Consider the following 24,127-nt stretch of genomic DNA (forward strand, 5'->3'; position numbering starts at 1 on the left):
CGATGGGCATGGGACGGCCCAGCGCCTGGCATCGGATGCAAGGGCGCCTTCACCTCGCGAACGATCACTGGGTGCGCTGGGCGAGCGTTCAAGTGATGTCGACGTCAGCGGCAGCGCCTCCAGTCGACGTGGAAGACCATCTGGAAGGCGCCCGTCTCCTGGGAGACGCGCACGACGCCGCCCCGATGACGGTCTGCCGAGTTGTCCACCTGGACGGTCGCGAGGGCCGTCATCGGGCGCTTCAGGCCGCAGGGGGACCACGCGAAGATGTCGTAATCGCCCAGGAGATCGAAGTCCTGTCCACCTGGAGGGGTTGGCCCCAGCATGCGGACCTCCTTCATCACCGGGCGCTGCCCAGGGAAGCTGAGCCGGGCGCTGAACCGACCCGCCACGCGCTGATCCAGCTGCGCGCTGCCGCTGTAAGCGATGCTGGAGATCGTCCATGACCAGCCAGGCGGGAAGTCCAGGTCGATCAGCGCGGTGCAACCCTTCACGCTCTCCTGCGGTGGCACACCGGGCCCCGCCGAGGCGTGAAATTCGTCATAGGTGATGACGAAGGCCTGTCGATCGGGCGTCACCTCCACGTACGCCGTCCCCTCGGGACAAGCAGGCCCTCTGAGCGTGATTCGATCGATCCTCACGTCGGGATCTGCGCTCGCGACGCTGGGGATCATGACGCCGGCCATGGCCATCGCCGCTGTGGCGAGGAGGCCGATGCACTTGCGGTTCGCCATGAAACTCATATTGACCTTCCTTCCATTCTCACCGGCGATACTGAGAAGCATATGGCTACAGGACGACCGCATTCACTCGCCGGTCCGTGCTCGATCCCTGAAGCCGAAAGCAACGACGACTGCTGTCGCGAATGGGAACATGGAGCCTGGCATCGTAATGACAAGCGGCTGCGCGGGACACGCGCGGGACAGCACGATGTCGTCGCTCGAGGGGGTCGTCGCTCGAGGGGGTCGTCAGAGGAGGACGAGCGTGCGGGGGCTCATTCGCTGGGGCATTGCGTCCAGTCGAGTCGGTACGAGACCTCGCGGTCACGTCCGCCGAGCACGACCATCGCGTGACGGCTCGGATTCCCCAGGGTGGTCACCCCGACCGCCACGTTGATGAAGAGCGGTCGCTGTGACCCGCAGAAGGACGATACGGCGGTGGGGCCGAAGCTGGCGTTCAGCGTGTAGGGCTCGCGGGATTTGCCGCCCTGGAGGGTCGCCATGCGCGCTGGCGCGCGGGTGCCCAGGAACCAGTAGCGCGTCGAGTGGAATGCCAGGGTCCCCGGATCCATGTCGGCGAAGCCCTGGTAGGTCGCTTGCTGAATCGCGACGCGATAACCCCGTGGAATGCCGAGCACGAGCTGGAGTTCGCAAGCGCTGAGCACGTCTTCGGTGGGGATCCCGGGCCCCACCCGCGCGGTCATCTGACCTTCACCGAAGCGGAGCGTGAGTCGGCTCGCGTCACCGGAAAACGAGGCAGAGACGGCGGACGACACCGGGCACCCCTCTCCCGTCGCCGAGACGCGCTTCACCGTGGGGCGCGGCATGCTGTCGAGGAACGCGGGGCGCGCGTCGTCCCGATCTTCCTCGGCGTGTGCGCTCCCTGCAAGCAAGGCCCCTGCGAAGGCCACCGCGATCGTAGTTTTCATGATGACCGTATTCATCTCGATTTCCTCCATTCAGGGGACGCGGCTGCGTCAGCGCACCACGAGCAAGAATTCACCGTCGGGAGCGCCGTCGAGCGCTGGCCCTCACCAGCAGGGGCTCTCCGGCGGCGAGTCGACGAACGAATCCACGCAGAATGTGCTGTCGAATGCGCGCAACGCCAAGCCCCACGGGTGACACCCTGGCCATTGCCATCTCGCTCTCATTCATTGTGCAGCGGGCCCCGCCGCGTTCCATCGCGAGGTCGGCACTCGATCGGTCCACGGCCTCCGCTCTGCACGGCAGGTGCTCGCCGCGTCGGACGCAGGAGACGCTCGCTGCATCGGTCGCACGGCAGGTGCTCGCCGCGTCAGGCGCACGGAAGACGCGCGCGGCATCGGCTGCACGGCAGGTGCTCGCGGCATCTGTCGCTCGGGGGGGGCGGCCGTGTCCTCGGGCGCCCGCTCCGGGTCGCGAGTCACCCTGGCTTCTCCTCTCGCGAAGGATCCTCGCGCTGCCCTCGTGAAGGGGCTCGTTCCGCGGGATTCCTGAGATCGCTCGGCTCAGCTCCCCATTGAAAGTGAAAACCAGGATCAGCCGTGAGATTTTTTACAGGCTCGACCCACCTCGGTTGACACGCCCGCTGCACCTTTATACGTCGGGAAGACCACGTCAGTCAGGAGCCCCCTTAAGCCCATGCGATCCCTTCTAACCCTCTTTCCGGTCCTCGCGATTGCAGCGTCACTCGCTGCATGCGATCGCGGTCAGGAGCAGAGCGGCCCGTCCGGCGCGACCCCTGCTCCCTCGCAAACGTCGTCGGCTGCGAGCGATGTGAAGCCCGCTGCGGCAAAGAAGGCGTTCATCGATCCGGAGGAGCTCAAGAAGCTCAAGGTCCTGCCTGCGCGTATGGACTCGGACACGAACCCCATCAGCGACGCGAAGATCAAGCTCGGGAGGATGCTCTATTACGAGACCCGCCTCTCGAAGAACCACGACGTCTCCTGCAATTCCTGCCACGACCTGGCGGCCTACGGCGTCGACGGCAAGGCGTTCTCGCCGGGTCACAAGGGGCAGCTCGGCGGCCGCAGCTCACCGACCAGCTACAACGCGGGCAACCACGTCGCCCAGTTCTGGGACGGTCGCGCGAACACCCTGGAGGATCAGGCCAAGGGACCGATCCTCAATCCGGTCGAGATGGCCATGCCGGACGAGAAGAGCGTCCTCGCGGTGGTGACCTCGATCAAGGAGTACGTCGACCTGTTCAAGGAGGCGTTCCCGGACGACAAGGAGCCGGTCTCCTACGACAACCTCGCCAAGGCGATCGGCGCGTTCGAGCGCGGTCTGGTCACCCCGTCGCGGTTCGACAAGTTCCTGGCCGGGGACGAGAAAGCCCTCACGGACGAGGAGCGCGAAGGGCTCGCCAAGTACCTCTCCGTCGGGTGCCAGAGCTGCCACGATGGCGAGGCGCTCGGCGGCACGACGTACCAGAAGCTCGGCAAGATGAACGCCTACGCCGATCTGAAGGACTTCGGGCGCTTCGACCACACGAAGAAGGACGGCGACAAGTTCTTCTTCCGCGTCCCCTCGCTGCGCAACATCGCCAAGACCGGCCCCTACTACCACGATGGGTCGATCGCGACGCTGGACGAGGCCGTGAACACCATGGCCTGGCACCAGCTCGGGGTGAAGCTCAAGGCAGACGAGGTGAAGAGCATCGTCACCTTCCTGAACGCGCTCACCGGCGATCTGCCCACCGACTACATCAAGCAGCCAGAGCTGCCGAAGAGCGGTCCGAAGACGCCCAAGGCCGACCCGACCTGACCCCAGGGCTGGGTGCTGGCGTCGGCCCCTCGACAGGGCGCAGACTCCCGGCAACGGGGTCATGACCAAGCTGCTCATCAACATCGACGTCGACGACCTCGCGCGGGCCGTCGACTTCTACACACGGGCCTTCGAGCTGACGGTGGGTCGCCGCTTCGGGGACGGGGGGGTCGAGCTGCTCGGCGGGACCTCACCGATCTACCTGCTCCTCAAGCCCGCTGGGACGGCTCCGAGCGCCGCAGCAGGCAGCGTCGCCAGGGCACGGGACTACGGGCGCCACTGGACGCCGGTGCACCTCGACGTCGCGGTCGACGATCTGGAGGCGGCAGTGAAGCGGGCCGAGGCCGCCGGCGCCACCCTCGAGCAGCCCATCGTGGCGTCGGGCTGGGGGCGCATGGCGCTGCTGGCGGATCCCTTCGGCCATGGCTTCTGTGTGCTCCAGTTCGAGGGGGAGGGGTACGACGCGATCGCCACCGGCCGCGGCTGAACGGGCCAGGCGCGTGCGGTTCCTCCATGACAGCACGCGCGCGGCGTACCAGGATCCCCGCCTGCGGCCATGAGTGCGTCTCCCCCTCAACCGACCCAGGCCTCCGCCCCGGCACGAGCGATCGCGCCTTCCGGCACCTCCCGTGTGGTGGGCATCGATCTCGGCACCACCCACACGGTCGTCGCCTGGGCGGACGATCCCGGGCGGGCAGGGACGCCCGCCGTCCAGCTCTTCCCGATCCCACAGCTCGTCACCCCCACGGAGATCGCGTCCCGTCCTCTCTTCCCGTCGTTCCTCTATGCGCCGGTCGCGTCGGAGCATGCGGCCGATCCTTGGGGGGATGCGCCCTTCGTGCTCGGGGAGCTCGCCCGTCGCCGCGGCCACGAGGTGCCAGGGCGGCTGATCGCGTCCTCGAAGAGCTGGCTGTGTCACGCCGGCGTGGACCGCACCGCGCCGATCCTCCCCTGGGGCGCTGACGAGGAGGCGAGCGACCTCCCGCGCGCTTCCCCCCTCGAAGCCGCCACCCGCCTGCTCACGCACGTGCGTCACGCCTGGGACGAGGCCCACGCCGAGGGGCCGCTCGCGGCGCAGCAGGTGGTGCTCACCGTGCCCGCGTCGTTCGACGAGGTCGCGCGGGAGCTGACCCTCGAGGCGGCGCAGCGCGCTGGGCTGTCCGTGCGGCTGCTGGAGGAGCCGCAGGCGGCGTTCTATGACACCATGGAGGCCCTGGGGGCGGAGGGGCTCGGTGCGCTGATCGATCGCGCCGGGGGCGAGGCGCTGGTCCTCGTCGTCGACGTGGGGGGCGGGACCACCGATCTCTCGCTGATCCGCGTGGCGCGCGGGGAGACGACGCCGATCGTGATCGAGCGGATCGCGGTCGGACATCACCTGCTCCTCGGCGGAGACAACATGGATCTCGCGCTCGCGCACCGCTGCGAGCGACGGTTGTTGCCCGAGGGGGAGCGGCTGGAGCCGGGCCGCTTCTCTCAGCTCGTGCTCGCATGCCGCGCCGCGAAGGAGCGCCTTCTCGGTGGACACGGCGGGGAGGACGAGGTGCCGGAGGCCGTCCCCGTGGCGGTGCTGGGGGCTGGCTCTCGCTTGATCGGGAACACGCTGCGCACGGAGCTCACCCGCGCCGAGGTGGAGCAGCTCGTGCTGGACGGGTTCTTCCCCGAGGTGCCTCGGTCGGCGCGGCCGGAGCGGTCACGGGCGGGCCTGCTCGCCTTCGGTCTCCCGTACGAGAAAGACGCGGCCATCACCCGGCACGTGGCCTGGTTCTTCGCGCGCCATGCCCCGAAGGGCGCCGACGGCACGCCACTCCAGGGGCCTCACGCGCTGCTGCTCAACGGGGGCGTGTTTCGGGCGCGGCGGGTCGCCGAGCGCCTCCAGGCCGTCCTTCAAGCCTGGGGCGGGCCCACCATCACGCGGCTCCCGAACGCGGACCCCGACCTCGCGGTCGCCCGGGGCGCCGTCGCTTACGGCCTCGCGCTGAGGGGCCGGGGCCTGCGCATCGAAGGGGGGGCGCCACGCGGGTACTACGTGGGCCTCGATCCCGCGACGGCCGTCACGCGCCGCGCCGTGTGCGTCGTGCCCCGAGGCGCTCCCGAGGGCGTCCCGCAGGTCGCCAGAGGCCGCACCTTCGGCCTGGTCGTGGGCCGCCCGGTCCGCTTCGATCTCTTCGCCTCCGACGATGCGCGCGTCGATCGGCCAGGCGACGTGGTGATCGTCGACGACGACCACTTCGAGCCACTTCCGCCCGTGGCCACCGCCTTCGACGCCGGGGCGACAGGGCCGTCGGGCCGCGCAGGAGGCGCTTCCAGGGCAGTCCGCGACGTGGAGCTGAAGGTGCAGCTCGAAGGCGAGCTGACCGCGATCGGGACGCTCGATCTCGCCTGCGTCGAGGTCGGTGAGGAGCCCGGCCGCCGCTTCCGCCTGGCGTTTCAGCTCCGCGAACCCACCTCGGATGCGGTTCCCATAGAGGGAAGCACGTCCCCGGGGATTCCCGTCGATGCCGGAGGGCGCGCTGCACCGCCGCGCATCGGCGGCAAGCGCCTGGAAGAGGCCCGCGAGGCCATCGAGCGGGTATTCGGCAAGGGCCGGCCCGACGTGGCGCCACGGGAGGTGAAGAACCTGGTCCGCGAGCTGGAGCGCATCCTGGGAGAGCGCCCGAGCTGGACGACGGAGACCGCGCGGGCCCTCGTCGACACGCTCCTGCCGAGCGCGCGCTCACGGCGCCGCACGGCGGATCACGAGCGGGTGTTCTGGCAGCTCGCCGGGTACTGCCTGCGCCCTGGCTTCGGGGATCCGGGGGATCCTGCGCGCATCACAGCCGTCACGCCGCTGTTCGCGGAGAAGCTCGCGTTCCCGCAGGAGCCGCGCGGCTACCAGCAGCTCTGGATCGCGTGGCGCCGCGTCGCCGGTGGCCTCGACGAAGCCACGCAGGTCGCCTTGCGCGATCTGGCCGATCCGTTCCTCGCCCCGGCAGAGCGCAAGCTGAAGAAGCCCAAGGGATTCAAGCCCGAAGCCCTCGACGATCTGCGAGAGCTGGCCGCGTCGCTGGAGCGCGTGCCGGCGACACGCCGCAGTGAACTGGGGGCCTGGCTGCTGGAGCGGACCTGGACCGATCGCGATCCACGTTTGTGGGCCGCCATTGGCCGCATCGGGGCGCGGATTCCCGCGTATGCGAGCGTGCACCACGTCGTCGGGGCGACCACCGTCGAGCGCTGGCTGGATCACCTGCTGCGCGAGAAGTGGGATCAGCTCCCCACCGCCGCTGCTGCCGCCGTGCAGATGGCCCGCGTCACCGGGGATCGGGCGCGGGACGTCTCCGAACGGACGCGCGCCGAGGTGGAGCGACGGCTGGTGAAGGTGGGCGCCCGCGAGGCCTGGATCCGGGCGGTGCGCGAGCTGGTCGCGGTCGAGGAGGCCGACCGCGCGGCCTTCTTCGGGGAAGGGCTGCCCGTGGGCCTCCGCCTGGTGGAGTGAGGAGCCCTGCGCCACGGTGGTGAGGGCTCGGCGACCCGGGGAGGACGTCGGGGAACTCCGAGCTGCCGAGGAAGGCAGGGCCCTGTTGCCGGGGCGGCGCCCTCTCCGGTACATCGACCTCAGGCCGGAAACCTTTGCCCTCCGCGCCTGTCCCAGGACCTGATGCGCTCTTTTCTCCGTCCCTTGCTCACCCTCGTGGCCGCGCTTCCGCTCGCGGCGTGCGCTGCCACCCCCGCTGCCGGGCCTCAGACGCCCGCGGATGGCACGCCGACGCCAGGCGGTCCCGTCGTCCAGCCTCCGCCGCCTCAGGGCGACGTGTTCGCCGCCAGCGGGACGCTCAAGGAGGAGACCCTCCCGCTCCTGAAGAACGCCACCTTCGACGCCCGGGACGCCGCGTACCCACCGGCCCCCATCGGGCTCCCCGCAGCGCCGGCGTCATGCGAGGCGTTCGTCAAGCGCGCGCCCGTCAAGGCGCCGGCTTGCGCGGAGCGGTCGGAGGCCCTCTCGGCCCTCGATGGGGCCCTCGGGGAAGCAGACGCCAGCCAGCGGGACGCGCGCCTCGCCGGGCTCGAAGGGTGCGCGGGCTTCGAGCCGGGGCTCATGCGCGCGCTGCGGGCCGACCTCGCGCCCACGACCTGCGCCGACGTCCTGAATGCTTCGGTGCTCCAGGCGCCACCCGCCGGCCTCCGGGTCGACATCCACCAGGTCCTGCTGGGCCAGACGCTCGCGGCGCGTCTCTCCCGCACCGCGCTCTCGCCGCCGAAGCTCTCGCCGCCTTACGAGAAGGAGCGCGTCCTCGCGTTCACGAAGGGACCGCTCTTCGCCTGGCTCACCGATCAGGCCCGCGCGGTCGACGATCTGGGGCGGCTGGGCGTGGAGCTGCGCCTGTACGCACGCGGCCTCGTCGGCATCGAGGCCGGCATGGCGGATCTCCGCATCGTGGAGGCCGTGCGCAGCGCGCCGCTACCCGACTCCATGGCAAAGGACGAGGAGGCGCGGAACGTCTACTACGGCACGCTCGACCAGTTCCTGGAGCAGTGGAAGTCGCGCGGCCGTGACGCGGCGCTCATCGGCCTCCGGGAGATGTCGATGATCGGCGCGCTGCACGATCCGCGCGTCGACGCCGCCCGGGCGATGCTCTCCCGGCTCTATGGAGGGCGACGCATCGACGCGCTCGATGGGCTCATGGCACCGCCGCTACCGCCCGTGAGCCCGGCCTCCGTCGAAGAGCGCCTCGCGGCGGCGCTGCCCACGTTCTACGCCGGCCGCCTCCTGCCGGCCGACGCCGTGACGCGCCCGGCGACGTTCCGCGCGCTGCTGGAGCGAGGGGTACCGATGGAGCATCGGGCGGCTCTCCGGGACGGGGAACTTTCGCCGGAGATCCGGGCGCTCTACGCGCGCGCTCGGCTGGACATGGGCCGGCTGTACTGGCGCGCCGTCGATTTCGATCAGGCGACGGCACTGCTGAAGGCGTGGCCCGAGGGGACCGAGCGCCCCGCCGAGGCGACGTTCACCCTGGCGCTGGCGCTCGGGCTGCGCAACGGGCCCGAGGATGCCGCGCTGATGATGCGCCGGGCGCCGCTCGTGGCCCTGGGTCTTGGTGAGGTGACGGCGCTCGACTGGGTGGCTCGGTCGAAGCCCGCTTCGCCGTACGCAGGTCATGCCGCGTTCGATGCCGCGCTGATCAAGCAGCTCGCCACACCTCAAGACGCCGACGCCGCGGTCTTCCGCGACATCGCCGCGCGGTTCCGGGAGGCGGCGTCGCTCCTGGGCGGTACCGCGGCCAAGGATGCCGAGGAGCGCGCCCGGGCGGCGGAGGAGACGGTGAAGGCGATTCAGTAGGTCGCGTTGGTCACGAAGGGAGAGGCCAGGGCTGCCGGGCCTCTCCGCTGGGAGTGGGTCAGAGGCAGCAGCGGAAGCCGACAAGGCCATCACTGTTGTCGAGCGCATCACGGAACTCGCTCGCGTCGCACCGGAGCGCTGCCGCCCCCGATAGGCTCGATCCGCCGCGTACGCGACATTGACCGCTCGCATTGCAGGAGTCTTCCCACTCGGCCGCGTTGCCGCTCATCTGCTGAAGTCCCACCGCGTTGCCGATGCAGGTCGGAGCGGGGGGCAGCGGAGCGGGGGGGATGCGCTTGAGTTGCAGTTGACCTGCCAAGGCCGAATCGGCTCCCACGCACTGATTCGGGAGGTACGTGTTCCCATAGGGGTACGCATTCACTCCTTGGCCCGTGCAGGCATTGAACCACTCACTCTGCGTGGCGTCCGCGTAGGCCGACGGAGGGTTGCTCCCCCCTCCGATCTTGCCGCAGAGGTGCTTGCCTGCGTACTTGCAATAGGCATAGGCGTCGCACCAATCGACATAGGTGACGGGGTGGCGCCCATCTGCCGGAGGCCACCCTGCCGATGGCTGGTAGATGTTGCCGGCGCAGATGGCGGGGAGCCCGGCGATGTTCGGGTTCGCCTGCAAGAAGATGTTGTATTCGCTCTGGATCACCTCGTAGGCGTCGATGCATGTCGCGCCGCCTCCGACCACGGGAGCGATCACCATGTCGGTCGGGCAGGCGCAGAGGAACTGCTGGCAGCGATTCGTCGAACAGTCACCATTCGCCGAGCATCGCTGACCCGGTGGGCATTTCTTCCCGCAGATGTTGCCGCAATCGATGTCGGTTTCGAATCCGTTCTTCACACCGTCATTGCAGCTCGCGACCAGACAGACGTCGTTGACGCACACCTGTTCCTTGCAATCGCCTCCCACGAGGCACGCAGCGCCGGGATCACAAGCGCCGCAGGTACCGCCACAGTCGATGTCCGTCTCCTGGCCGTTCTTCACGCCGTCGCTGCAGGTCGGGTTCATGCAACGGTTGTTGATGCAGCTCAGCGACGCACAGTCGGCCCCCACGGCGCAGACGCGCGTCTCCGTGCACGGAGGACACGCCGGGTTCGAGCCCGTGGTCGCGCTCCCGCCGCCACAGTCGATGTCCGTCTCGTCACCATCCAGCACCCCGTTCCCGCAGCTCGCGGGCACGCAGGAGCCGCCCTGACACCTCCTGGAGGCGCAGTCGGATGGCACGCTGCAAGCGAGCCCGTCATCGCAGCGCGCACAGGAGCCACCACAGTCGACGTCCGTCTCGTTCCCGTCCTTGGTCCCGTTGAAGCAGTGCAGGGCGACCGGCCCAGCCCCTGAGCCGCCTCCGCCCGTGCTGGCACCACCGGAACCGCCCGCGCCGCCCATGCCGCCAGCACCGCCAGCGTCACCCGCCCCCTGACCCGTCGAGGTGGTGGTCGTGCCGGTCGTGCCACTGGTGGTCCTCGGTGGTGGGCTGTCGTCACCGCCTCCACAGGTCGCTGCCGCAAACGCGGCGACGAGAAGACCGGACAGGGAGAGCGAGGCTCTGTGGAAAACGGAGGTCGAAGAAGGGAAGGAACTCACAGGTCACCTGTTGGGGTGTCGAAATAGATCGACCGTGCTGTATGAAAGCTATCAAACGCCCGCCAGCCCTTCCAGCCCCACCGCCCAGGACCGACACCCCTTCGTGCGTGGGTGGTCCGCGCACGATGGCGCACGCGCGTCATGCCTGCGGCGCGCCGAATTCCTCTGGAGCGCGGCGTCCTCACGCACGAGCGCATGCTACCTTCGCCGCTGAATTGCGCCTTCGGATGGAAGGTGCGTCGGGAGGCGTGTGTGCGCGAAGCTGGCTCGGGTGGTGACGGTGCGCTGGTGTCGTCCGACGGCGAGCTGCTGCGGCAGATCGCCGAGATGTCGCCTCTTCTCATCTGCTACGTCGACCGCGATCAGCGCTACCGCATGGTCAACCGCGCCTACGAGGGGTGGTTCGGCGTCGCCCCGGAGGAGCTGATCGGTCACCACGTGCGCGACGTCGTAGGGGAGCAGGCGTATGCCCCGCTGAAGCGCCCCATCGAGGCTGCGCTCTCCGGGGAGCGCATCACCCTGGAGACCAAGCTCCTCTACCGGAAAGGGGGACTGCGGTACGTACGGGTCAACTACGTGCCGCACCGCTCGGACGAGGGCGAGATCCTCGGCTACCTCGCCTTGATCGAGGATCTCAGCGAGCGGCAGCGCCTCGAGGAAATCCGGCGCTTCCTGGCCGAAGCCACCGCCATCCTCGCCTCGTCCCTCGACTACATGGACAGCTGGCAGCGCGTCGCCCGGCTCGCCACGAGTACCGTCGCGGACTGGTGCTGGATCCACGATCTCGCCCCCGACGGCACGCTGCGGCTGGTCCACGTCGAGCACGCCGACACCGACATGACCGACAGGGCCCGCACGCAAGGGGACCCGCACCGCGCCAGGGTGACCGCACCGAGCCCCTTCCACGACATCCTGGAGGGGCGCTCTGCCGGCTTCGTCACCCAGGATCTCCAGAGCCTCGCCGCTGGGCAGGCCACGGCCGACGCCGAGCACCTCGCCTACCTGCTCTCGCTGAAGCACCGCTCCACCATCACCGTCCCCATCCCTGGGCAAGGGAAGATCATTGGCGCTCTGACCTTGGCGTCGAGCGAACCCGGACGGTTCGATGGAGGGGACGATCGCTCCATCACCGAGGAGCTGGCGCGCCGCCTCGGCCTCGCCGAGCAGCATGCCCGCGCGCTCCAGGCCGAGCAGGAGGCCCGCCTCGCCGCAGAACGCGCGACCCGCCGCATGAGCCTCCTGCAACACATCACCGCCGCTCTGGCGAACGCCATCACCGCCGAGGAGGTCGCGGACGTGGTGCTGACCCACGGCCTGCCCGCGGCGGGCCTGCGTGGGGGCGCCGTCCTGCTCACGGCCGAGGGAGGGGCGGCCCTCGAGGTGCTCCGCAGCCAGGGCTACCCCCCTGGCGTCCTGGAGGCCGGCCAGCGCGTCCCCATCCCGGTGGACGAAGGTGGCGCGCTGGCTGCCCTCGCCGCCGCAGGCTCCCTGCTCCCGCTCGACGTCGGCGCTCGCCACCACGGCTACCTCGCCATCGGGCTGGATGCCACCCGCCCGCTGCCGGCCGAGGATCACCAGCTCCACGTCGCCATCGCCACCCAGTGCGCGCAGGCGCTGGAGCGAGCCCGCCTCCACCAGGAGCGCGCCGAGCTGCACGACCACGCCCAGCGCATCGCCGCCGAGAACGCGGCCCTCTACCAGGAGGCGAGGGAGTCCGAGGAGCGCAAGGACGAGTTCCTGGCCATGCTCTGCCACGAGCTGCGCAACCCCCTCACGCCCATGCTCATGGGCCTGGAGCTGCTCCGGCGCGGGCTCCGCAACAATGACCTCGACCGCAACGCCGCGATCATCCAGCGCCAGGCCGAGACCATCGCCCGCCTGGTCGAGGACCTGCTCGACATCTCGCGCATCACCCGCGGCAAGATCGAGCTGCGCCGTCACCCCCTCGACGTCGCCTCGGTGATGGCCTCGGCCGTCGAGACGGCGCGACCCCTCGTCGAGAGCCGCCAGCACGCCCTCACCATCGAGGCCCCGGAAGGCTTGCAGATCGAGGCCGACTGGGTGCGCATCGAGCAGGTCCTCACCAACCTCCTGAACAACGCCGCCAAGTACACGGACCCAGGAGGCAACATCGCCCTCTCGGCGGCCCGCGACGGCGGCAACGTGGTCCTCTCCGTGCGCGATACCGGCCTCGGCATCCCCGCAGACGCCCTCCCCCACATCTTCGAGCCCTTCATGCAGGCCGAGCGCTCGCTCGATCACGCCCTGGGGGGCCTGGGCATCGGCCTCACCCTGGTCAAGCGCCTCGTCGAGCTGCACGGCGGCCACGTGGAGGCCCTCAGCGAGGGGGCCGGCATGGGGACCGAGGTCCGGGTCCGGATCCCACTCACCGCGGCAGCGCTGCCCTCCTAGGGTATCCTCGTCGCATGCAACGCGACGTCACCTTCGCCTGCGACGACGGCCACTCCATGCGCGGCGTGCTCACGGTCCCCGAGGGGATCCGCGACGAGCGGCGCCCGGCCCTCTTGTTGCTCTACGAGATCTTCGGTCTGAACGAAGCCATGAGGCGCGTCGCCCGCGACTTCGCCGCTCAGGGCTATGTCGTCCTCATCCCCGACCTCTACGATCGCGGCCACCGCGCCCTCTGCATCGCCAGCACCCTCCGCGCCATGAAGAGGGGGCACGGGCAGGCCATCGACGACCTGGAGGCCGCGCGCCGCTACCTCGTCGCCTGCCCCGAGGTCGATCCCGAGCGCATCGGCGTCATCGGCTTCTGCATGGGAGGAGCCTTCACGCTCGTCCTGGCCACCCAGGGCCGTTACCGTGCTGCCGCCCCGTTCTATGGGCCGGTCCCTGACGTGATGCCCCAGGCGTGCCCCATCGTCGCCAGCTTCGGCGCCCTCGACAAGCCGTACCGCGACGACCCCGAGAAGCTCCGCCGTCGCCTCCAGCAGCTCGGCGCCCCGCACGACATCAAGGTCTACGAGGGGGTCGGCCATTCCTTCTACACCCCCATGGACAGCGCCATCATGCGGAAGCTGGGCCCCCTGCTCCCCCTGCATGCCGCCTACGACGAGCCCGCCGCCCTCGATGCCCGCAAGCGCGTGCTCGACTTCTTCGACGAGCACCTTTGAGCCGACATCGGTGTCGACGTGGCGATTCTGGCCATCATTCAGTCTTCATCGACCAGCCATCTCGATTCGATGGCCAGCCGGGCAGCCGCGGATTGCAGCGCATCGTGGCCCGCGGTCTGCATTTCGAAGACCAGGCGCGCTCACCTCGGTGGCGCGCCTGGGCTCACGCGTCAGCTCACTTCTTGCGGGGGGCCTTCACGTCGAACTTGATCACGACGTCGTCGCGGATGAGGTCATCCTGCTTGCCGGGGTAGGTGATGTTGAAATCCTTCCGGTTGAGGACGAACTCGGTCTTCGCCGTGATCTCGCCGTCGTCGACCTTGATCGTCGCGGGGAAGGAGATGGTCTTCTTCACGCCGTGCAGATCGAGCTCTCCGGTGATGGTGTGCGTCGCGTCCTTCTCGCCGCCCGCCTTGATGTCGCTGGAGACGAACTTCGCGCTCGGGAACTTCTCCACGTCGAAGAAGTCCGGCGCCTTGAGGTGACCGTCGAGCTTCGCTTCGTCGGTCTTCACGCTGGCGAGGTCGATGTCGATGGTGACCTTGCCGCCCTCTGGCTTGCCCGCGCCGCCGAGCGCAAGGGTGCCGCTGAACTTCTCGAACTTGCCCTCGTGCTTGCCGGTCACCTTCGAACCGACGAAGCCGACCGACGAGGCCGCGCTGTCGATCGCGATCGACTCACCCGCAGGTGCAGCGGCTGCCGTCGGAGCGACCGCGGCCGAGCTCGTGCCGAGCGGCGTGGCAGCCGCCGTGGTGGTGCTGCCGGGGGCCACCGTCGCGCGGGGCTTGTCCTTGGCAGGATCCTCGCAGCCGGCGAGAACAGCGCACAATGCGAGAGGGGTGACGAGCTGGAAAAGACGATTTCGGTTCATGAGGTCCTCCTCGTTCGGATTTGGATGAGCGCGTCCTTTAATCCTGGCCCAACGCCACGTCCAATAAGACGGACGCTTTGACCTCTACGAAGGGACCGATTCCGTCCAGCGACGACCTGAGTCGACCGTTCCAATGGCCTGGCCTGCGCGCTCGGCATCCGCTCGGGTGGACTCGAGCAGAAGGCCCGGCGAGGCGCTCATGCCTGCCGGGCCTTCACGTCACCACGCCGTGCGCGGTGAGTCGGGCGAGGAGGACGCTCGTCCCCTCGTCTCGTGGAGCGTCAGAGGTTCGAGACCTTCTTCTGGATCTTGCCCTTCAGCTCGTCCAGCTTGCCCTCGGCCTCCTGCGCATTGTCATTGCGCGCCGCACCGACGGTGCTCTTCACCCGCCCCTTGATTTCATTCACGTTGCCTTGCACCGCATTCTCTGCGTCGGCGACGTCCTGGCGGGCCTGTCCCTCTTCCTGGTCGGCAATTCCTTCCTGACGAAGGCGTTCATTCTTGGTCACCCGACCGACGCCCTCTTTGATTTTGCCGCCGACTTCCTGAAGCCCACCTTTGATCTTTTCAGACGTGCTCATGATCCCTCCATGCCAATCCCGTGACTCCAGAGGCTCTCGATCCCTCCGTTCACAGGTCGGTTCAGCGCAGGACATTCGAGCAATGCTCATGCCGGAGGATCGGGATCGGCCGGGCGTCCGGAAGCTGCGACGGCGCGACCCGCCCGCGTGACGCAAGCGTACGACTCCGCCCGGGTTGACGTCGCGCTCCCTGGCTCAAGGTGATGAGCACACGACCTCGCCTGGACGCGGGGCCCCACGGGAGGAGGAGTGGATGAACGCGATCGACCTGCTGGTGAACCACCATAGACGCCTCGAAGACCTGTTCGAGCAGGTCATGAAGGCCGATGAAGGCAACCGAGAACGGCGCTTCAATGAAGCCGCCGACCTGCTGATGGCGCACATGACCATCGAGGAGCAGCACTTCTATCCAGCGGTGAAGGCCAAGCGCACGGAGGACATCCTGCTGGAGGGGCTCGAAGAGCACCTCTCGCTGAAGCGGGTGCTCGCCGACCTGGTGGAGATGTCGTCCGACGACGAGAAGTACGAGCCCAAGCTCCACGTGTTGAAGGAGCAGGTGGAGCATCACCACGAAGAGGAGGAAGAGCACCTGTTCCCGAAGGTGCGGAAGCTGTTCGACGAGTCGACCCTCGACGCGCTGGGCGCCACCATGGAAGCCACGTTGACGTCCCTGGAGGCGTCGCGCCCTCGCTGCGACGTGCTGGGTCAGACCGACGACTCGGTGGAGCTACCCGACGGCGAGGCGATGGCGACACGGAAGGATAAAAAGCCAGCGTCGCGGTCCCCCAAGGCGGCGTGACCCCCAGGACGCCGCGCGGTGGCAGGTCACGGGGCGGCGTGACCCCCAGGACGCCGCGCGGTGGCAGGTCACGGGGCGGCGTGACCCCCAGGACGCCGCACGGTGGCAGGTCACGGGTCGTGGCAGGTCCCGTATCATGGCGCCTGCATGCGCTGGCTTCGCCTCCCCCTCGCCTTGCCCTTCGCGCTCCTCGCCTGTGTGCCGCCCGCTTCTCGGCCACCACCGACCGACACCAGCGCGACACCTGCAACGAAGCACGGGCTCGTGCCCGAGGGGACGCCCCCTCAGGTCGACATCGCCAGGTCGCGCGCGCGGGGAGGCGAGCAGCGCTTCACCTGGTCTTCCTGGAGCGCCGAGAGCCTCGCCCGCGCGAAGCGCGAAGGGAAGTACATCCTGATCGATGGAGCGGCGGCGTGGTGCCACTGGTGCCACGTGATGGACGAGACCACGTACCTGGATCCCGAGGTGGGTCGCGTCCTTCAGGAGCGCTTCGTCACCATTCGCTTCGATGTGGACGAGCACCCGGACCTCGCCGAGCGGTACATCGACTGGGGCTGGCCAGCGACCATCTTGCTGACGCCGGACGCGCGGGAGCTGGGGAAGTACCGCGGTTACCTGCCCCCGGACGAGCTGCGGGAGATCCTCGGCGGGATCGATCGCGCCGCCGCAGCGCTGGATGCGGCGCCGCGCGCGCAGGGCGTCGCCCCCGCCGACAAGCCAGCCCCGCCCGAAGCGCTGGGATGGATCGCCGCGCGGCTGGGCCTGGACATGAACCGCTACTACGACGCCGAGCAGGGCGGCTGGGGCCGACAGAAGGTCCCCATCGGCTGGAACGTGCTGTTCGAGCTGCGGCGGGCTGCCCACGGCGACGACGAGGCGCGGATGCGCGCGGTGTTCACCCTGGGAAAGCACCGGCTGCTGATCGATCCCGTGTGGGGCGGGATCTATCAATATTCGGTGGGCGGCGTGTGGGACGACCCCCATTTCGAGAAGCTGATGCCGCTCCAGGCCGCCAATCTGGAGGCATTCGCCCGGGCCCATGCGCTGACCAAGGACCCGGCGCTGCTCGCGGACGCTCGGAAGCTGGCGGGTTACCTGGATCGGTTCCTGAGTAACTCGGAAGGCGCCTTCCTGGTGAGCCAGGACGCGGACGTGGGCTCGCACGATCGGCAAGCGCGCTTCGTGGACGGGCACGTGTACTACCAGCTCGGCGATGCCGAGCGGCGCGCACTGGGCATTCCGCGGGTGGATGACAGTGTGTATGGCTACGAGAATGGCCTGGCCATCGCTGCGCTGTGCGCGCTGCACGAGGTGACGGGTGATGCCGCCCCGCTCGCACGCGCTCGACGCGCCGCGGACGGGCTCCTTCGCACCCACGTGAACGACGACGGCAGCGTGCGTCGGCCGCGACCCGACGGGGCGGAGCGAAAAGGGCGCTACCTGGCGGATCACGCGGGACTGGGCCTCGGACTGGCCCGCCTCGCCGAGCGAACCGGAGAGGCCTCCTACCGAGAAGCCGCCGTCCGCATCGCCGCGGCCCTCGATCGCGACTTCACCGACCCGGGGAGCGGCGCCTGGATGGCCAGCACCCCCGATCCCGCCGCCGTGGGCGTGTTCGCCAGGCAAGAGCGACCCATCTCCCCCAACGCGCTGGCCGCGCGCCTGCAGGCGGCCCTCCACCGCTTGACGGGCGACGAGGCCTACCGTGAACGCGGGCGCAGAGCCCTCGCCGGCCTCGCCACCCCGGCCGCCCTGGCCGCCCAGGGACGCATGCTGGGCGAGCTGTTGCTCGCCATGGATGACCTGGAACTCTACCCCTGGTGAGCCCCCCTCCACGAGGACGGGCTCAACCGATGGCCTGGTCGCGGGGTCCATGCAGATCTGGTAAGTCGACCCCATGGTGCTCATTCCTCTGGCCGAACGGCTGACCCGCCGCGCGCTCACCGCCCGCGGGATCCGAAGCCGCTTCGTCGAGACCTCGGCGGGGCGTCAGCACATGTACGACGCCCCTGGCGAAGGCCCCCTGCCGCCCCTCGTGGTCATTCACGGCATCAGCAGCTCCGCGGCAGGCTTCGCTCCCGTCGTGACCCGCTTGCAGCGACGAGCGCGCCGCGTCCTCGTCCCCGAGCTGCCCGGCCACGGCTTCAGCTGGGAGCCTCGCGCCCCGCTGACCGTCGAGACGCTGATGGACGCGATGACCGGCCTCCTCGACAAGGAACTCACCGAGCCAGCCATCGTGTGCGGCAACTCCCTCGGCGGCGCCGTCGCCCTTCGCTACGCCCTCGAGCGCCCCGAGCGCGTCCGCGGCCTCGTCCTGACCTCCCCGGCCGGCGCCATCATGGAAGCCGCCGAGATGGAGTCCCTCCTCGCCGGCTTCCGCATGCGCTCCCGCGCTGACGGCGTCGCCTTCCTGGAACGCCTGAACGGCCGGCGCCCCTGGTACCTCCCCCTCCTCGCCCCCGACATCGTGCGGCAGTTCTCCCGCGACGTGATCGTCAACCTCACCGACGCCATCCGGCCCGAGCACAACTTCACCCCCGACCAGCTCGCCACCCTCCAGATGCCCATCCTGATGCTCTGGGGCCGCGGCGACCGCCTCCTTCCCGCGTCGAGCCTCGCCTACTTCCGGCAGCACCTCCCCCGCCACGCCCGCATCGAGGAGCCTGCCGACATGGGCCACTGCCCCCACCTCGACAACCCCGCAAAGCTCGCCGCCACCATCACCCGCTTCGCCGAAGACCTCGTCAGAACCCCATCCCCTCCCATCCCCTCCCAGCCCCACGCCCCCTCCTGAGCCCCGCCCTCGTCGCCGCCTCCCGAGCCCCGACCTCTCCGCGCTCTCCGCTCTCTCCCTGATGGCCTGGCGCGGGCATCTTCGGTCGCCTCGTCGATGTGAGCCCGGAGGAAGCACTGGCCCCACCAGGCGTTCACGGGGTCGACGTCGACGAGCGCGTCGCGCGCGCGCGTCGTCGCAGCCGCTCGGCATCCTCACCAGGCGACACCCCGAACAGCCGGCGGTACTCGCGACTGAACTGCGAAGGGCTCTGGTAGCCGACCGCGAAGCTCACCGAGGTCACGTCGGTGCTCCTGGCGAGGAGCCGCACCCGCGCTTCTTGCAGACGAAGCAGCTTCTGGAACTGCAACGGACTCATCGCCGTCGCCTTCCGGAAATGCCGATGGAACGTCGGCTCACTCATGTGCGCCACCCGCGCCAGCTCGGCCATCCGCAGAGGCTCGGTGAAGCGCTTCTGGAGCAGCTCGATGGCGCGTCCGATCAGGGTCAGGTTGCTGGTCGCGAGGCCGATCTCCCGCAACGCGGCTCCCTGTGGCCCCTGGATGGCCCTCCAGAGGATCTCCCGCTCGATCCCCTCCCCGAGCACGGGAATGTCGTGAGGCGCATCGAGCAGCCGCACGTACCGACGAAACGCATCGAGCAAGTCGTCTGGCGCCTTGGTCGTCGCAATCGCGAGCGGCGTCGCCCCTGACGCTGGCGCCGGATCCTTCAGGAGCAGCCCCGCGATCAGCGCTGGCTGCACGCGGAGCCCCACCACGAGGAACGGCTCCCGAGCAGACGCCTCGGTGATCTGACTCGTGACGGGGACGCTCACCGACCTGATGAGGACGTGCCCCGCCCCGTACTCGAACGTCCGCGAGCCGAGCACCGTCCGCTTCGCCCCCTGAACGACGAGGGCGACCATGGACTCCTCGACGAAGTGGGCCGGCTCGCTGAGCCTTTCGAAACGCGCGCACTGAAGCCGGGGCAGCTCACCGAAGTCACGCAGCTCGCCAGCACGTCGAGCAAGTCGCCCCACGAGCGCTCGCAGCTCCGTCAGCGCATCCATCTCCACCATGATGACCGATCCGCGCGCAGACGAGCGGAACAGACCGCCTGACTCAGATCGTCGCCGCGTCGAGGACGAACCGATAGCGCACGTCACTCTTCAACATCCGATCGTAGGCCTCATCGATCCGGGAAGCCGGAACGATCTCCACGTCCGCCGCGATGCCATGCTCGCCGCAAAAATCGAGCATCTCCTGCGTCTCCCGGATCCCACCCACCGCCGAGCCCGCGATGCGCTTGTTCCCCATGATGAGGGAGAGACCGAGCACGGACGCCGGGGCAGGCGTCACGCCCACCACCACCAGCGTCCCATAGGGCTTGAGCAGACTCACATGAGGCGCGTATTCATGCGGCGCAGAGACCGTGTCGAGGATGAGGTCGAACCGCCCAGCGAGCTTCTGGAACGTCTCCGGCTCGGTCGACACCGCGAACCCCCGTGCACCGAGCCGCTGCGCATCCGCCTCCTTGGCGCGTGACGTGCTGAACATCGTCACCTCCGCCCCCATTGCCGCCGCGATCTTGACGGCAAGATGCCCCAGCCCTCCGAGCCCGACGACCCCGACCCGATCCCCCCTTTTCACCTTCCACTGACGAAGCGGCGAATACGTCGTGATGCCCGCACAGAGGAGCGGCGCCGCCGCCGCCGGATCGAGCGACGCCGGGACCTTCAACACGAACCCCTCCGACACGACGATGTGTCTCGAGTACCCCCCCTGGGTCACCGTCGTGCGGTCCATCTCTGTCCCCCCATACGTGAGCGCCGCTCCCTCCTCGCAGAAGTGCTCATGCCCGTCACGGCAGTAGGAGCAAGCACGGCACGAGTCCACGAAACACCCCACCCCCACGACCTCCCCCACCTTCACCCGCGACACGCTCTCCCCCACCCGAACCACGCGCCCAACAATCTCGTGCCCCGGCACGAGCGGATACCGCGTACGCCCGAACTCATTCCGCGCCTGAACGAGATCCGAGTGACAGACACCGCAATACAGAATGTCGATGGCAACATCCTCAGGCCCAGTCTCACGCCGATCGATGGTGTGTGACCCGAGCGGACGGTCCGCCGCCGTCGCGGCATAGGCAGCAATCTTCATGATCTGGCTCCTCCGAACACCAACCTCTTCGGAGACCACTCTGCGCTGGAGCCCCTACCCACCGCGCGTCAGTTCCAAGCACCCTCTTGCCCATTCCGCTCATACCCACCCGCTCGTGGACATCCTGACGCCCCGAGCATCGCCCAGACCTCCCCACCCATCCCCACCACTCCCCCACCCCCAACCCCACCAAGCGCAGGAGCGAGGGTGCGCGAGCGAGGATGGGAGGACCCGCGCGCCGGAGCGCCGGCCCCAGTCCCCTCTCCCCCCGTGGTCTTGCCCCCCACCTCCCCGCCAAGTCGAGCCTCCCACCAGGCGCGACTCGCGCGGTGGGCCCCATCCTCGCTCGCGCACCCTCGCTCCTGCGCGCCGCCGCGGGGGGGGGGCAGAGAGGAATCAACCGTCAGGCAACTCCACCCCGATCCCCGCAATCCGCATCAACCGCAGCGCATTCGCCGTCGAGACCACCCCAGGCTTCAGCGTGTAGTCGAACGACATCTTGTCCTCGACCACCAGCTCCTCGAAGTGCGCATTCCGCACCCGCCCCCCGGTCTCCTCCTGGAGCGGCGACAGCCCCAGATCGTGTGACGAGACCGCCCCGATCGCCCCGCGCTCGATCAGGTGCTTCACCACCGCCTGAGCCCCCAGAATCCGCTCACGCGAGTTCGTCCCGTGCAGGATCTCGTCGAGCAGAAAGAGCACCTGCTCCCCCCGGTTGGCGCTGTCCACCACCCGCTTCAAACGCACCACCTCCGCATAGAAGTGGGACACCCCCTGCTCCAGCGAATCGCTGATCCGCATGCTCGTCCGCACCGCCAGCGGCGACAATTCGAGCGACTCCGCGCAGACGGGTGCCCCGGCCAGCGCGAGGACCGTGTTGATCCCGATGGACCGCAGCATCGTGCTCTTGCCGGACATGTTCGACCCCGTGATCAGCAGCGCCACCGGGTGCGCGCTCGGATCCGACCCGTCCGCGGTCGCGTCGAAGCCCACATCGTTGGCCACACGGCGCGTCCGCGGGAGGAGTGGGTGCGCGAGAGACCTCGCCTCGAAGCGAGGTGAGCTCTCCTTCACCTCGGGGAAGGCGTAGTCAGGGTTCTCGTCGGCGAACGTCGCCAGGCTCGTGAGCGCCTCCATCTGCCCGAGAGACTGCATCCAGGACCGGATGCGGCTCCCCGAACGCACCCGCCAGCGATCGAGGGCGAGGGCGCACCACACGTCCCAGAGCAGGCCGATGTTGAGGATGACGTGGATGAGCGCGTTGTGGCGCAGCTCGGCGTAGCCGAGGATCTTCTGCAAGGAGAGCATCTCCTCCGACGCCGGGCGGACGCCTGGCTCCGTACCGCGCAACTCGGCCCGGAGACGCTGGAGGAGGGGGGACGAGAAGGTCTGCTCTTCGATGCCCGCGAGCACCTGACGGTAACGACCGAAGGGGGCCTCGCGGGAGGACGCCGCGTGAAGCGTGGGCTCGGTGCGGGAGCGCATCGCGGCCACGAGGAAGAACTGGACGCCGACCAGGAGCAGCCAGGCGTGTCGGAAGAGCCCGAGCGTGGCCGGCGGGACGATCTGGGTCAGCGTGAAGGCCGCGAGGGTCAGGGGGAGGATGACGGCGGAGAGACGGACGAGCGGGTCCTGGGTCCGCAAGAGAGGGGGCGACGAGGCCCAGGCGATGAGGGCTTCGGCGTCGCGGCCACGGGCGCCGGACTCCGAGCCGAGGACGGCGAGCTCTTCGCGGAACGTGCGCAGCTCGATCAGCTCGCGCACGGCCTCCTGGCGCTCCGCGACGACCTCGGCGGAGGCAGGCCGGAGGAGCCAGTCGGCGAGCATGGCGTCGCCCTCGCCGGTCTCGGCGACCGAGAGGAGCTGGAACAGGGAGCCCTTGCCGAAGAGGTCGAGATCGCCGGAGTAGTCGTGATCGGTCGGGGTGAGCTTCTCGCTGCGTGCGACCAGGGTCGAGAAGTCGCCCGTGGTGCGCCGACGCGCGCGGTCGAAGAGGGTGATGCGCAGCTCCAGCCCTCCCATGCGGGTGACGAGCACGGCGTGAAAGATCACCAGGCCGACGAAGATCAGGGCAGCGAGCGCCGAGACGACCTTGATCGCCGGGTGCGCGGCGCCGAAAGCGAGGTCTCCCCCACCTCCGGAGGAGGGGAGGAACAGGTAGACGCCCCCGGCCGCGGCGATGAGGAAGGTGAGGCCGCGCAGGCGCGAGATGCGCTGCGAGCGGGACTCGAGGGTGGCCATCTCGGCGCGCAGCACCGAGAGACGCTCATCGTAGCGGCGGACGATGGGCTGGATGACGGCGGGGATCTCGCCAGGCTGTCCGGCGTCGGGGGGAGGGCTCAACGGCACCCAGGCTCCATAGGACAGCCTGCCCCGTCCATCCAGCACGAGGCGAACCGATCGACCAGGGGGGTTCAAGAAAGCCCGAGTCTTCCCTAATGATCTGAAGGTCCCGGCGAAGACCAGGGAAACCCCCGCCCACGGATGAAGCGGGCAGGTTTGATGGAAAGGACAGCGCGATGAGGATCCAACGTCCCGTGCTTCAGGCGATGGCAGGAGCTGAAACGTCAGGACCACCGGCCTCGACGAAAGGGCCACCGGCCTCGTCGAAGGGGTCACCGGCGTCATCGAAAGGACCGCCGGCCTCGACGAAGGCAGGGAGCCGAGCGAGCGCCGCTCCGGCCGACGGGCCGCCGTCATCGGTCCGAGAGCCGTCGATCGCCCTGCGCCGCGCAGGCGAGCGGGGTCACTTCGACTTCGGGTGGCTGGACACGCGCCACACGTTCTCGTTCGGGAACTACTACGACCCCCATCACATGGGGTTCAGGGTGCTGCGCGTGATCAACGAGGACCGGGTGGTCCCGGGGCGCGGCTTCGGAGCGCATCCCCACCGGGACATGGAGATCCTCACCTACGTCCTGGAGGGCGCGCTCGCGCACAGCGACAGCATGGGCAACGGCTCGGTGATCCGACCGGGGGAGGTGCAGCGGATGAGCGCGGGCGCGGGCGTGACGCACGGCGAGCAGAACGCCTCGCAGTCCGAAAAGGTGCACTTCCTGCAGATCTGGATCGTGCCCGAGGCCGCGGGGCTCACCCCGGGCTACGAGCAGAAGGCGTTCTCCGCCGAGGAGAAGCAAGGGAGGCTGCGGCTCGTGGCGTCACGGGACGGGGCCGAGGGCTCGGTCCGGGTGAACCAGGACGTGAAGCTGTACGCGACGCTGCTCACGGAGGACGAAGAGGTCCGCTACGAGATGGCGACGGGTCGGCACGCCTGGGTGCAGGTGGTGCGCGGCGTGGTGTTGCTCAACGGTCGAAAGCTGGTGGCCGGCGACGGCGCATCGGCGAGCGGAGCAGGAACGCTGGTGCTGCGAGGCCTGCGTGACGCGGAGCTGCTGGTGTTCGATCTGCCCTGAAATCGCTGGGCTGGCCCCGGAC

19 protein-coding genes are annotated in these 24,127 nt (G+C 69.2%); 11 read left to right on the plus strand and 8 right to left on the minus strand.

Translation table 11 applies throughout. From position 1 onward, the window contains the following. Positions 1-104: 104 nt before the first annotated feature. Both CMC5_RS35590 and CMC5_RS35595 read right to left on the minus strand, forming a co-directional pair. Positions 105-743, minus strand: coding sequence for a DUF4360 domain-containing protein (locus CMC5_RS35590; RefSeq protein WP_050434572.1), 639 nt, complete (start codon positions 741-743; stop codon positions 105-107). Between the two features lie 251 nt (positions 744-994). Further along, a complete protein-coding gene (locus tag CMC5_RS35595; protein ID WP_050434573.1) occupies positions 995-1,648 on the minus strand; it encodes a DUF4360 domain-containing protein in 654 nt (217 codons plus the stop codon). Between CMC5_RS35595 and CMC5_RS46245 the strand changes: the two genes are divergently transcribed. From CMC5_RS46245 to CMC5_RS35625, 5 genes are all read left to right on the plus strand, one after another. Beyond that, the gene (locus CMC5_RS46245) at positions 1,647-1,841 is read left to right on the plus strand and encodes a hypothetical protein (protein WP_169796759.1); all 195 of its coding nucleotides are present in this window, start codon (positions 1,647-1,649) and stop codon (positions 1,839-1,841) included. The genes CMC5_RS35595 and CMC5_RS46245 overlap by 2 nt on opposite strands. Positions 1,842-2,339: 498 nt before the next feature. Further along, complete coding sequence (locus CMC5_RS35610; RefSeq protein ID WP_050434576.1) at positions 2,340-3,464, plus strand: cytochrome-c peroxidase; 1,125 nt, start codon at positions 2,340-2,342, stop codon at positions 3,462-3,464. Positions 3,465-3,525: 61 nt separating this feature from the next. Further along, the gene (locus tag CMC5_RS35615) at positions 3,526-3,951 is read left to right on the plus strand and encodes a VOC family protein (RefSeq protein ID WP_050434577.1); all 426 of its coding nucleotides are present in this window, start codon (positions 3,526-3,528) and stop codon (positions 3,949-3,951) included. A 69-nt stretch (positions 3,952-4,020) separates the two neighbouring features. Next, positions 4,021-6,936, plus strand: a complete 2,916-nt coding sequence (locus tag CMC5_RS35620) for an Hsp70 family protein (protein ID WP_050434578.1) — start codon at positions 4,021-4,023, stop codon at positions 6,934-6,936. A gap of 162 nt (positions 6,937-7,098) precedes the next feature. Beyond that, positions 7,099-8,778 carry a hypothetical protein gene (locus CMC5_RS35625; protein WP_050434579.1) on the plus strand — a complete coding sequence of 560 codons (1,680 nt, stop codon included), beginning with the start codon at positions 7,099-7,101 and terminating at the stop codon, positions 8,776-8,778. A gap of 58 nt (positions 8,779-8,836) precedes the next feature. Here the strand turns inward: CMC5_RS35625 and CMC5_RS35630 are convergent, their stop codons facing one another. Beyond that, positions 8,837-10,372 (minus strand): formylglycine-generating enzyme family protein, encoded by a 1,536-nt coding sequence (locus CMC5_RS35630; RefSeq protein WP_156339107.1) that lies wholly within the window; start codon positions 10,370-10,372, stop codon positions 8,837-8,839. 195 nt (positions 10,373-10,567) lie between these two features. On the opposite strand from CMC5_RS35630, the gene CMC5_RS35635 reads away from it, so the two are divergent. Together CMC5_RS35635 and CMC5_RS35640 are read left to right on the plus strand one after the other, a co-directional pair. Continuing rightward, positions 10,568-12,784 (plus strand): ATP-binding protein, encoded by a 2,217-nt coding sequence (locus tag CMC5_RS35635; RefSeq protein ID WP_169796760.1) that lies wholly within the window; start codon positions 10,568-10,570, stop codon positions 12,782-12,784. A gap of 14 nt (positions 12,785-12,798) precedes the next feature. After that, complete coding sequence (locus CMC5_RS35640) at positions 12,799-13,506, plus strand: dienelactone hydrolase family protein (protein ID WP_063796406.1); 708 nt, start codon at positions 12,799-12,801, stop codon at positions 13,504-13,506. Between the two features lie 175 nt (positions 13,507-13,681). Here CMC5_RS35640 and CMC5_RS35645 read toward each other — a convergent pair whose 3' ends face one another. Both CMC5_RS35645 and CMC5_RS35650 read right to left on the minus strand, forming a co-directional pair. Then, a complete protein-coding gene (locus tag CMC5_RS35645; RefSeq protein WP_050434582.1) occupies positions 13,682-14,377 on the minus strand; it encodes a YceI family protein in 696 nt (231 codons plus the stop codon). Between the two features lie 281 nt (positions 14,378-14,658). Continuing rightward, a complete protein-coding gene (locus CMC5_RS35650) occupies positions 14,659-14,958 on the minus strand; it encodes a CsbD family protein (RefSeq protein ID WP_050434583.1) in 300 nt (99 codons plus the stop codon). Positions 14,959-15,211: 253 nt separating this feature from the next. Here CMC5_RS35650 and CMC5_RS35655 point away from each other — a divergent pair, with 253 nt between their 5' ends. The 3 genes from CMC5_RS35655 to CMC5_RS35665 all read left to right on the plus strand — a co-directional run bounded on the left by CMC5_RS35655 (position 15,212) and on the right by CMC5_RS35665 (position 18,551). Further along, entirely contained in the window at positions 15,212-15,757 is a 546-nt protein-coding gene (locus CMC5_RS35655; protein ID WP_063796407.1) for a hemerythrin domain-containing protein, read from the plus strand. A gap of 147 nt (positions 15,758-15,904) precedes the next feature. Next, positions 15,905-17,581 (plus strand): thioredoxin domain-containing protein, encoded by a 1,677-nt coding sequence (locus CMC5_RS35660; protein ID WP_050434584.1) that lies wholly within the window; start codon positions 15,905-15,907, stop codon positions 17,579-17,581. A 73-nt stretch (positions 17,582-17,654) separates the two neighbouring features. Continuing rightward, complete coding sequence (locus CMC5_RS35665; RefSeq protein WP_050434585.1) at positions 17,655-18,551, plus strand: alpha/beta fold hydrolase; 897 nt, start codon at positions 17,655-17,657, stop codon at positions 18,549-18,551. 133 nt (positions 18,552-18,684) lie between these two features. On the opposite strand, the gene CMC5_RS35670 is transcribed toward CMC5_RS35665, so the two are convergent. The 3 genes from CMC5_RS35670 to CMC5_RS35680 form a co-directional block, all read right to left on the minus strand. After that, positions 18,685-19,608 (minus strand): AraC family transcriptional regulator, encoded by a 924-nt coding sequence (locus tag CMC5_RS35670; RefSeq protein WP_218920143.1) that lies wholly within the window; start codon positions 19,606-19,608, stop codon positions 18,685-18,687. A 43-nt stretch (positions 19,609-19,651) separates the two neighbouring features. Further along, entirely contained in the window at positions 19,652-20,695 is a 1,044-nt protein-coding gene (locus CMC5_RS35675) for an alcohol dehydrogenase catalytic domain-containing protein (RefSeq protein ID WP_050436328.1), read from the minus strand. Between the two features lie 393 nt (positions 20,696-21,088). Then, the gene (locus tag CMC5_RS35680; protein WP_245678018.1) at positions 21,089-23,041 is read right to left on the minus strand and encodes a MutS family DNA mismatch repair protein; all 1,953 of its coding nucleotides are present in this window, start codon (positions 23,039-23,041) and stop codon (positions 21,089-21,091) included. Positions 23,042-23,211: 170 nt separating this feature from the next. On the opposite strand from CMC5_RS35680, the gene CMC5_RS35685 reads away from it, so the two are divergent. Further along, a complete protein-coding gene (locus CMC5_RS35685; RefSeq protein ID WP_281180768.1) occupies positions 23,212-24,105 on the plus strand; it encodes a pirin family protein in 894 nt (297 codons plus the stop codon). Positions 24,106-24,127: the final 22 nt, after the last annotated feature.

The organism is Chondromyces crocatus, from assembly GCF_001189295.1.
In the GTDB taxonomy this organism is placed as follows: domain Bacteria; phylum Myxococcota_A; class Polyangia; order Polyangiales; family Polyangiaceae; genus Chondromyces; species Chondromyces crocatus.

Excerpts from the sequence above, each read along its gene's own strand:
- CMC5_RS46245 (WP_169796759.1), top strand. The coding sequence starts at position 1,647 with ATGATGACCGTATTCATCTCGATTTCCTCCATTCAGGGGACGCGGCTG.
- CMC5_RS35610 (WP_050434576.1), top strand. The coding sequence starts at position 2,340 with ATGCGATCCCTTCTAACCCTCTTTCCGGTCCTCGCGATTGCAGCGTCA.
- CMC5_RS35685 (WP_281180768.1), top strand. The coding sequence starts at position 23,212 with ATGAGGATCCAACGTCCCGTGCTTCAGGCGATGGCAGGAGCTGAAACG.
- CMC5_RS35660 (WP_050434584.1), top strand. The coding sequence starts at position 15,905 with ATGCGCTGGCTTCGCCTCCCCCTCGCCTTGCCCTTCGCGCTCCTCGCC.
- CMC5_RS35640 (WP_063796406.1), top strand. The coding sequence starts at position 12,799 with ATGCAACGCGACGTCACCTTCGCCTGCGACGACGGCCACTCCATGCGC.
- CMC5_RS35595 (WP_050434573.1), bottom strand. The coding sequence starts at position 1,648 with ATGAAAACTACGATCGCGGTGGCCTTCGCAGGGGCCTTGCTTGCAGGG.
- CMC5_RS35625 (WP_050434579.1), top strand. The coding sequence starts at position 7,099 with ATGCGCTCTTTTCTCCGTCCCTTGCTCACCCTCGTGGCCGCGCTTCCG.
- CMC5_RS35650 (WP_050434583.1), bottom strand. The coding sequence starts at position 14,958 with ATGAGCACGTCTGAAAAGATCAAAGGTGGGCTTCAGGAAGTCGGCGGC.
- CMC5_RS35665 (WP_050434585.1), top strand. The coding sequence starts at position 17,655 with ATGGTGCTCATTCCTCTGGCCGAACGGCTGACCCGCCGCGCGCTCACC.
- CMC5_RS35645 (WP_050434582.1), bottom strand. The coding sequence starts at position 14,377 with ATGAACCGAAATCGTCTTTTCCAGCTCGTCACCCCTCTCGCATTGTGC.
- CMC5_RS35655 (WP_063796407.1), top strand. The coding sequence starts at position 15,212 with ATGAACGCGATCGACCTGCTGGTGAACCACCATAGACGCCTCGAAGAC.
- CMC5_RS35620 (WP_050434578.1), top strand. The coding sequence starts at position 4,021 with ATGAGTGCGTCTCCCCCTCAACCGACCCAGGCCTCCGCCCCGGCACGA.
- CMC5_RS35635 (WP_169796760.1), top strand. The coding sequence starts at position 10,568 with ATGCTACCTTCGCCGCTGAATTGCGCCTTCGGATGGAAGGTGCGTCGG.
- CMC5_RS35670 (WP_218920143.1), bottom strand. The coding sequence starts at position 19,608 with ATGGTGGAGATGGATGCGCTGACGGAGCTGCGAGCGCTCGTGGGGCGA.
- CMC5_RS35590 (WP_050434572.1), bottom strand. The coding sequence starts at position 743 with ATGAGTTTCATGGCGAACCGCAAGTGCATCGGCCTCCTCGCCACAGCG.
- CMC5_RS35615 (WP_050434577.1), top strand. The coding sequence starts at position 3,526 with ATGACCAAGCTGCTCATCAACATCGACGTCGACGACCTCGCGCGGGCC.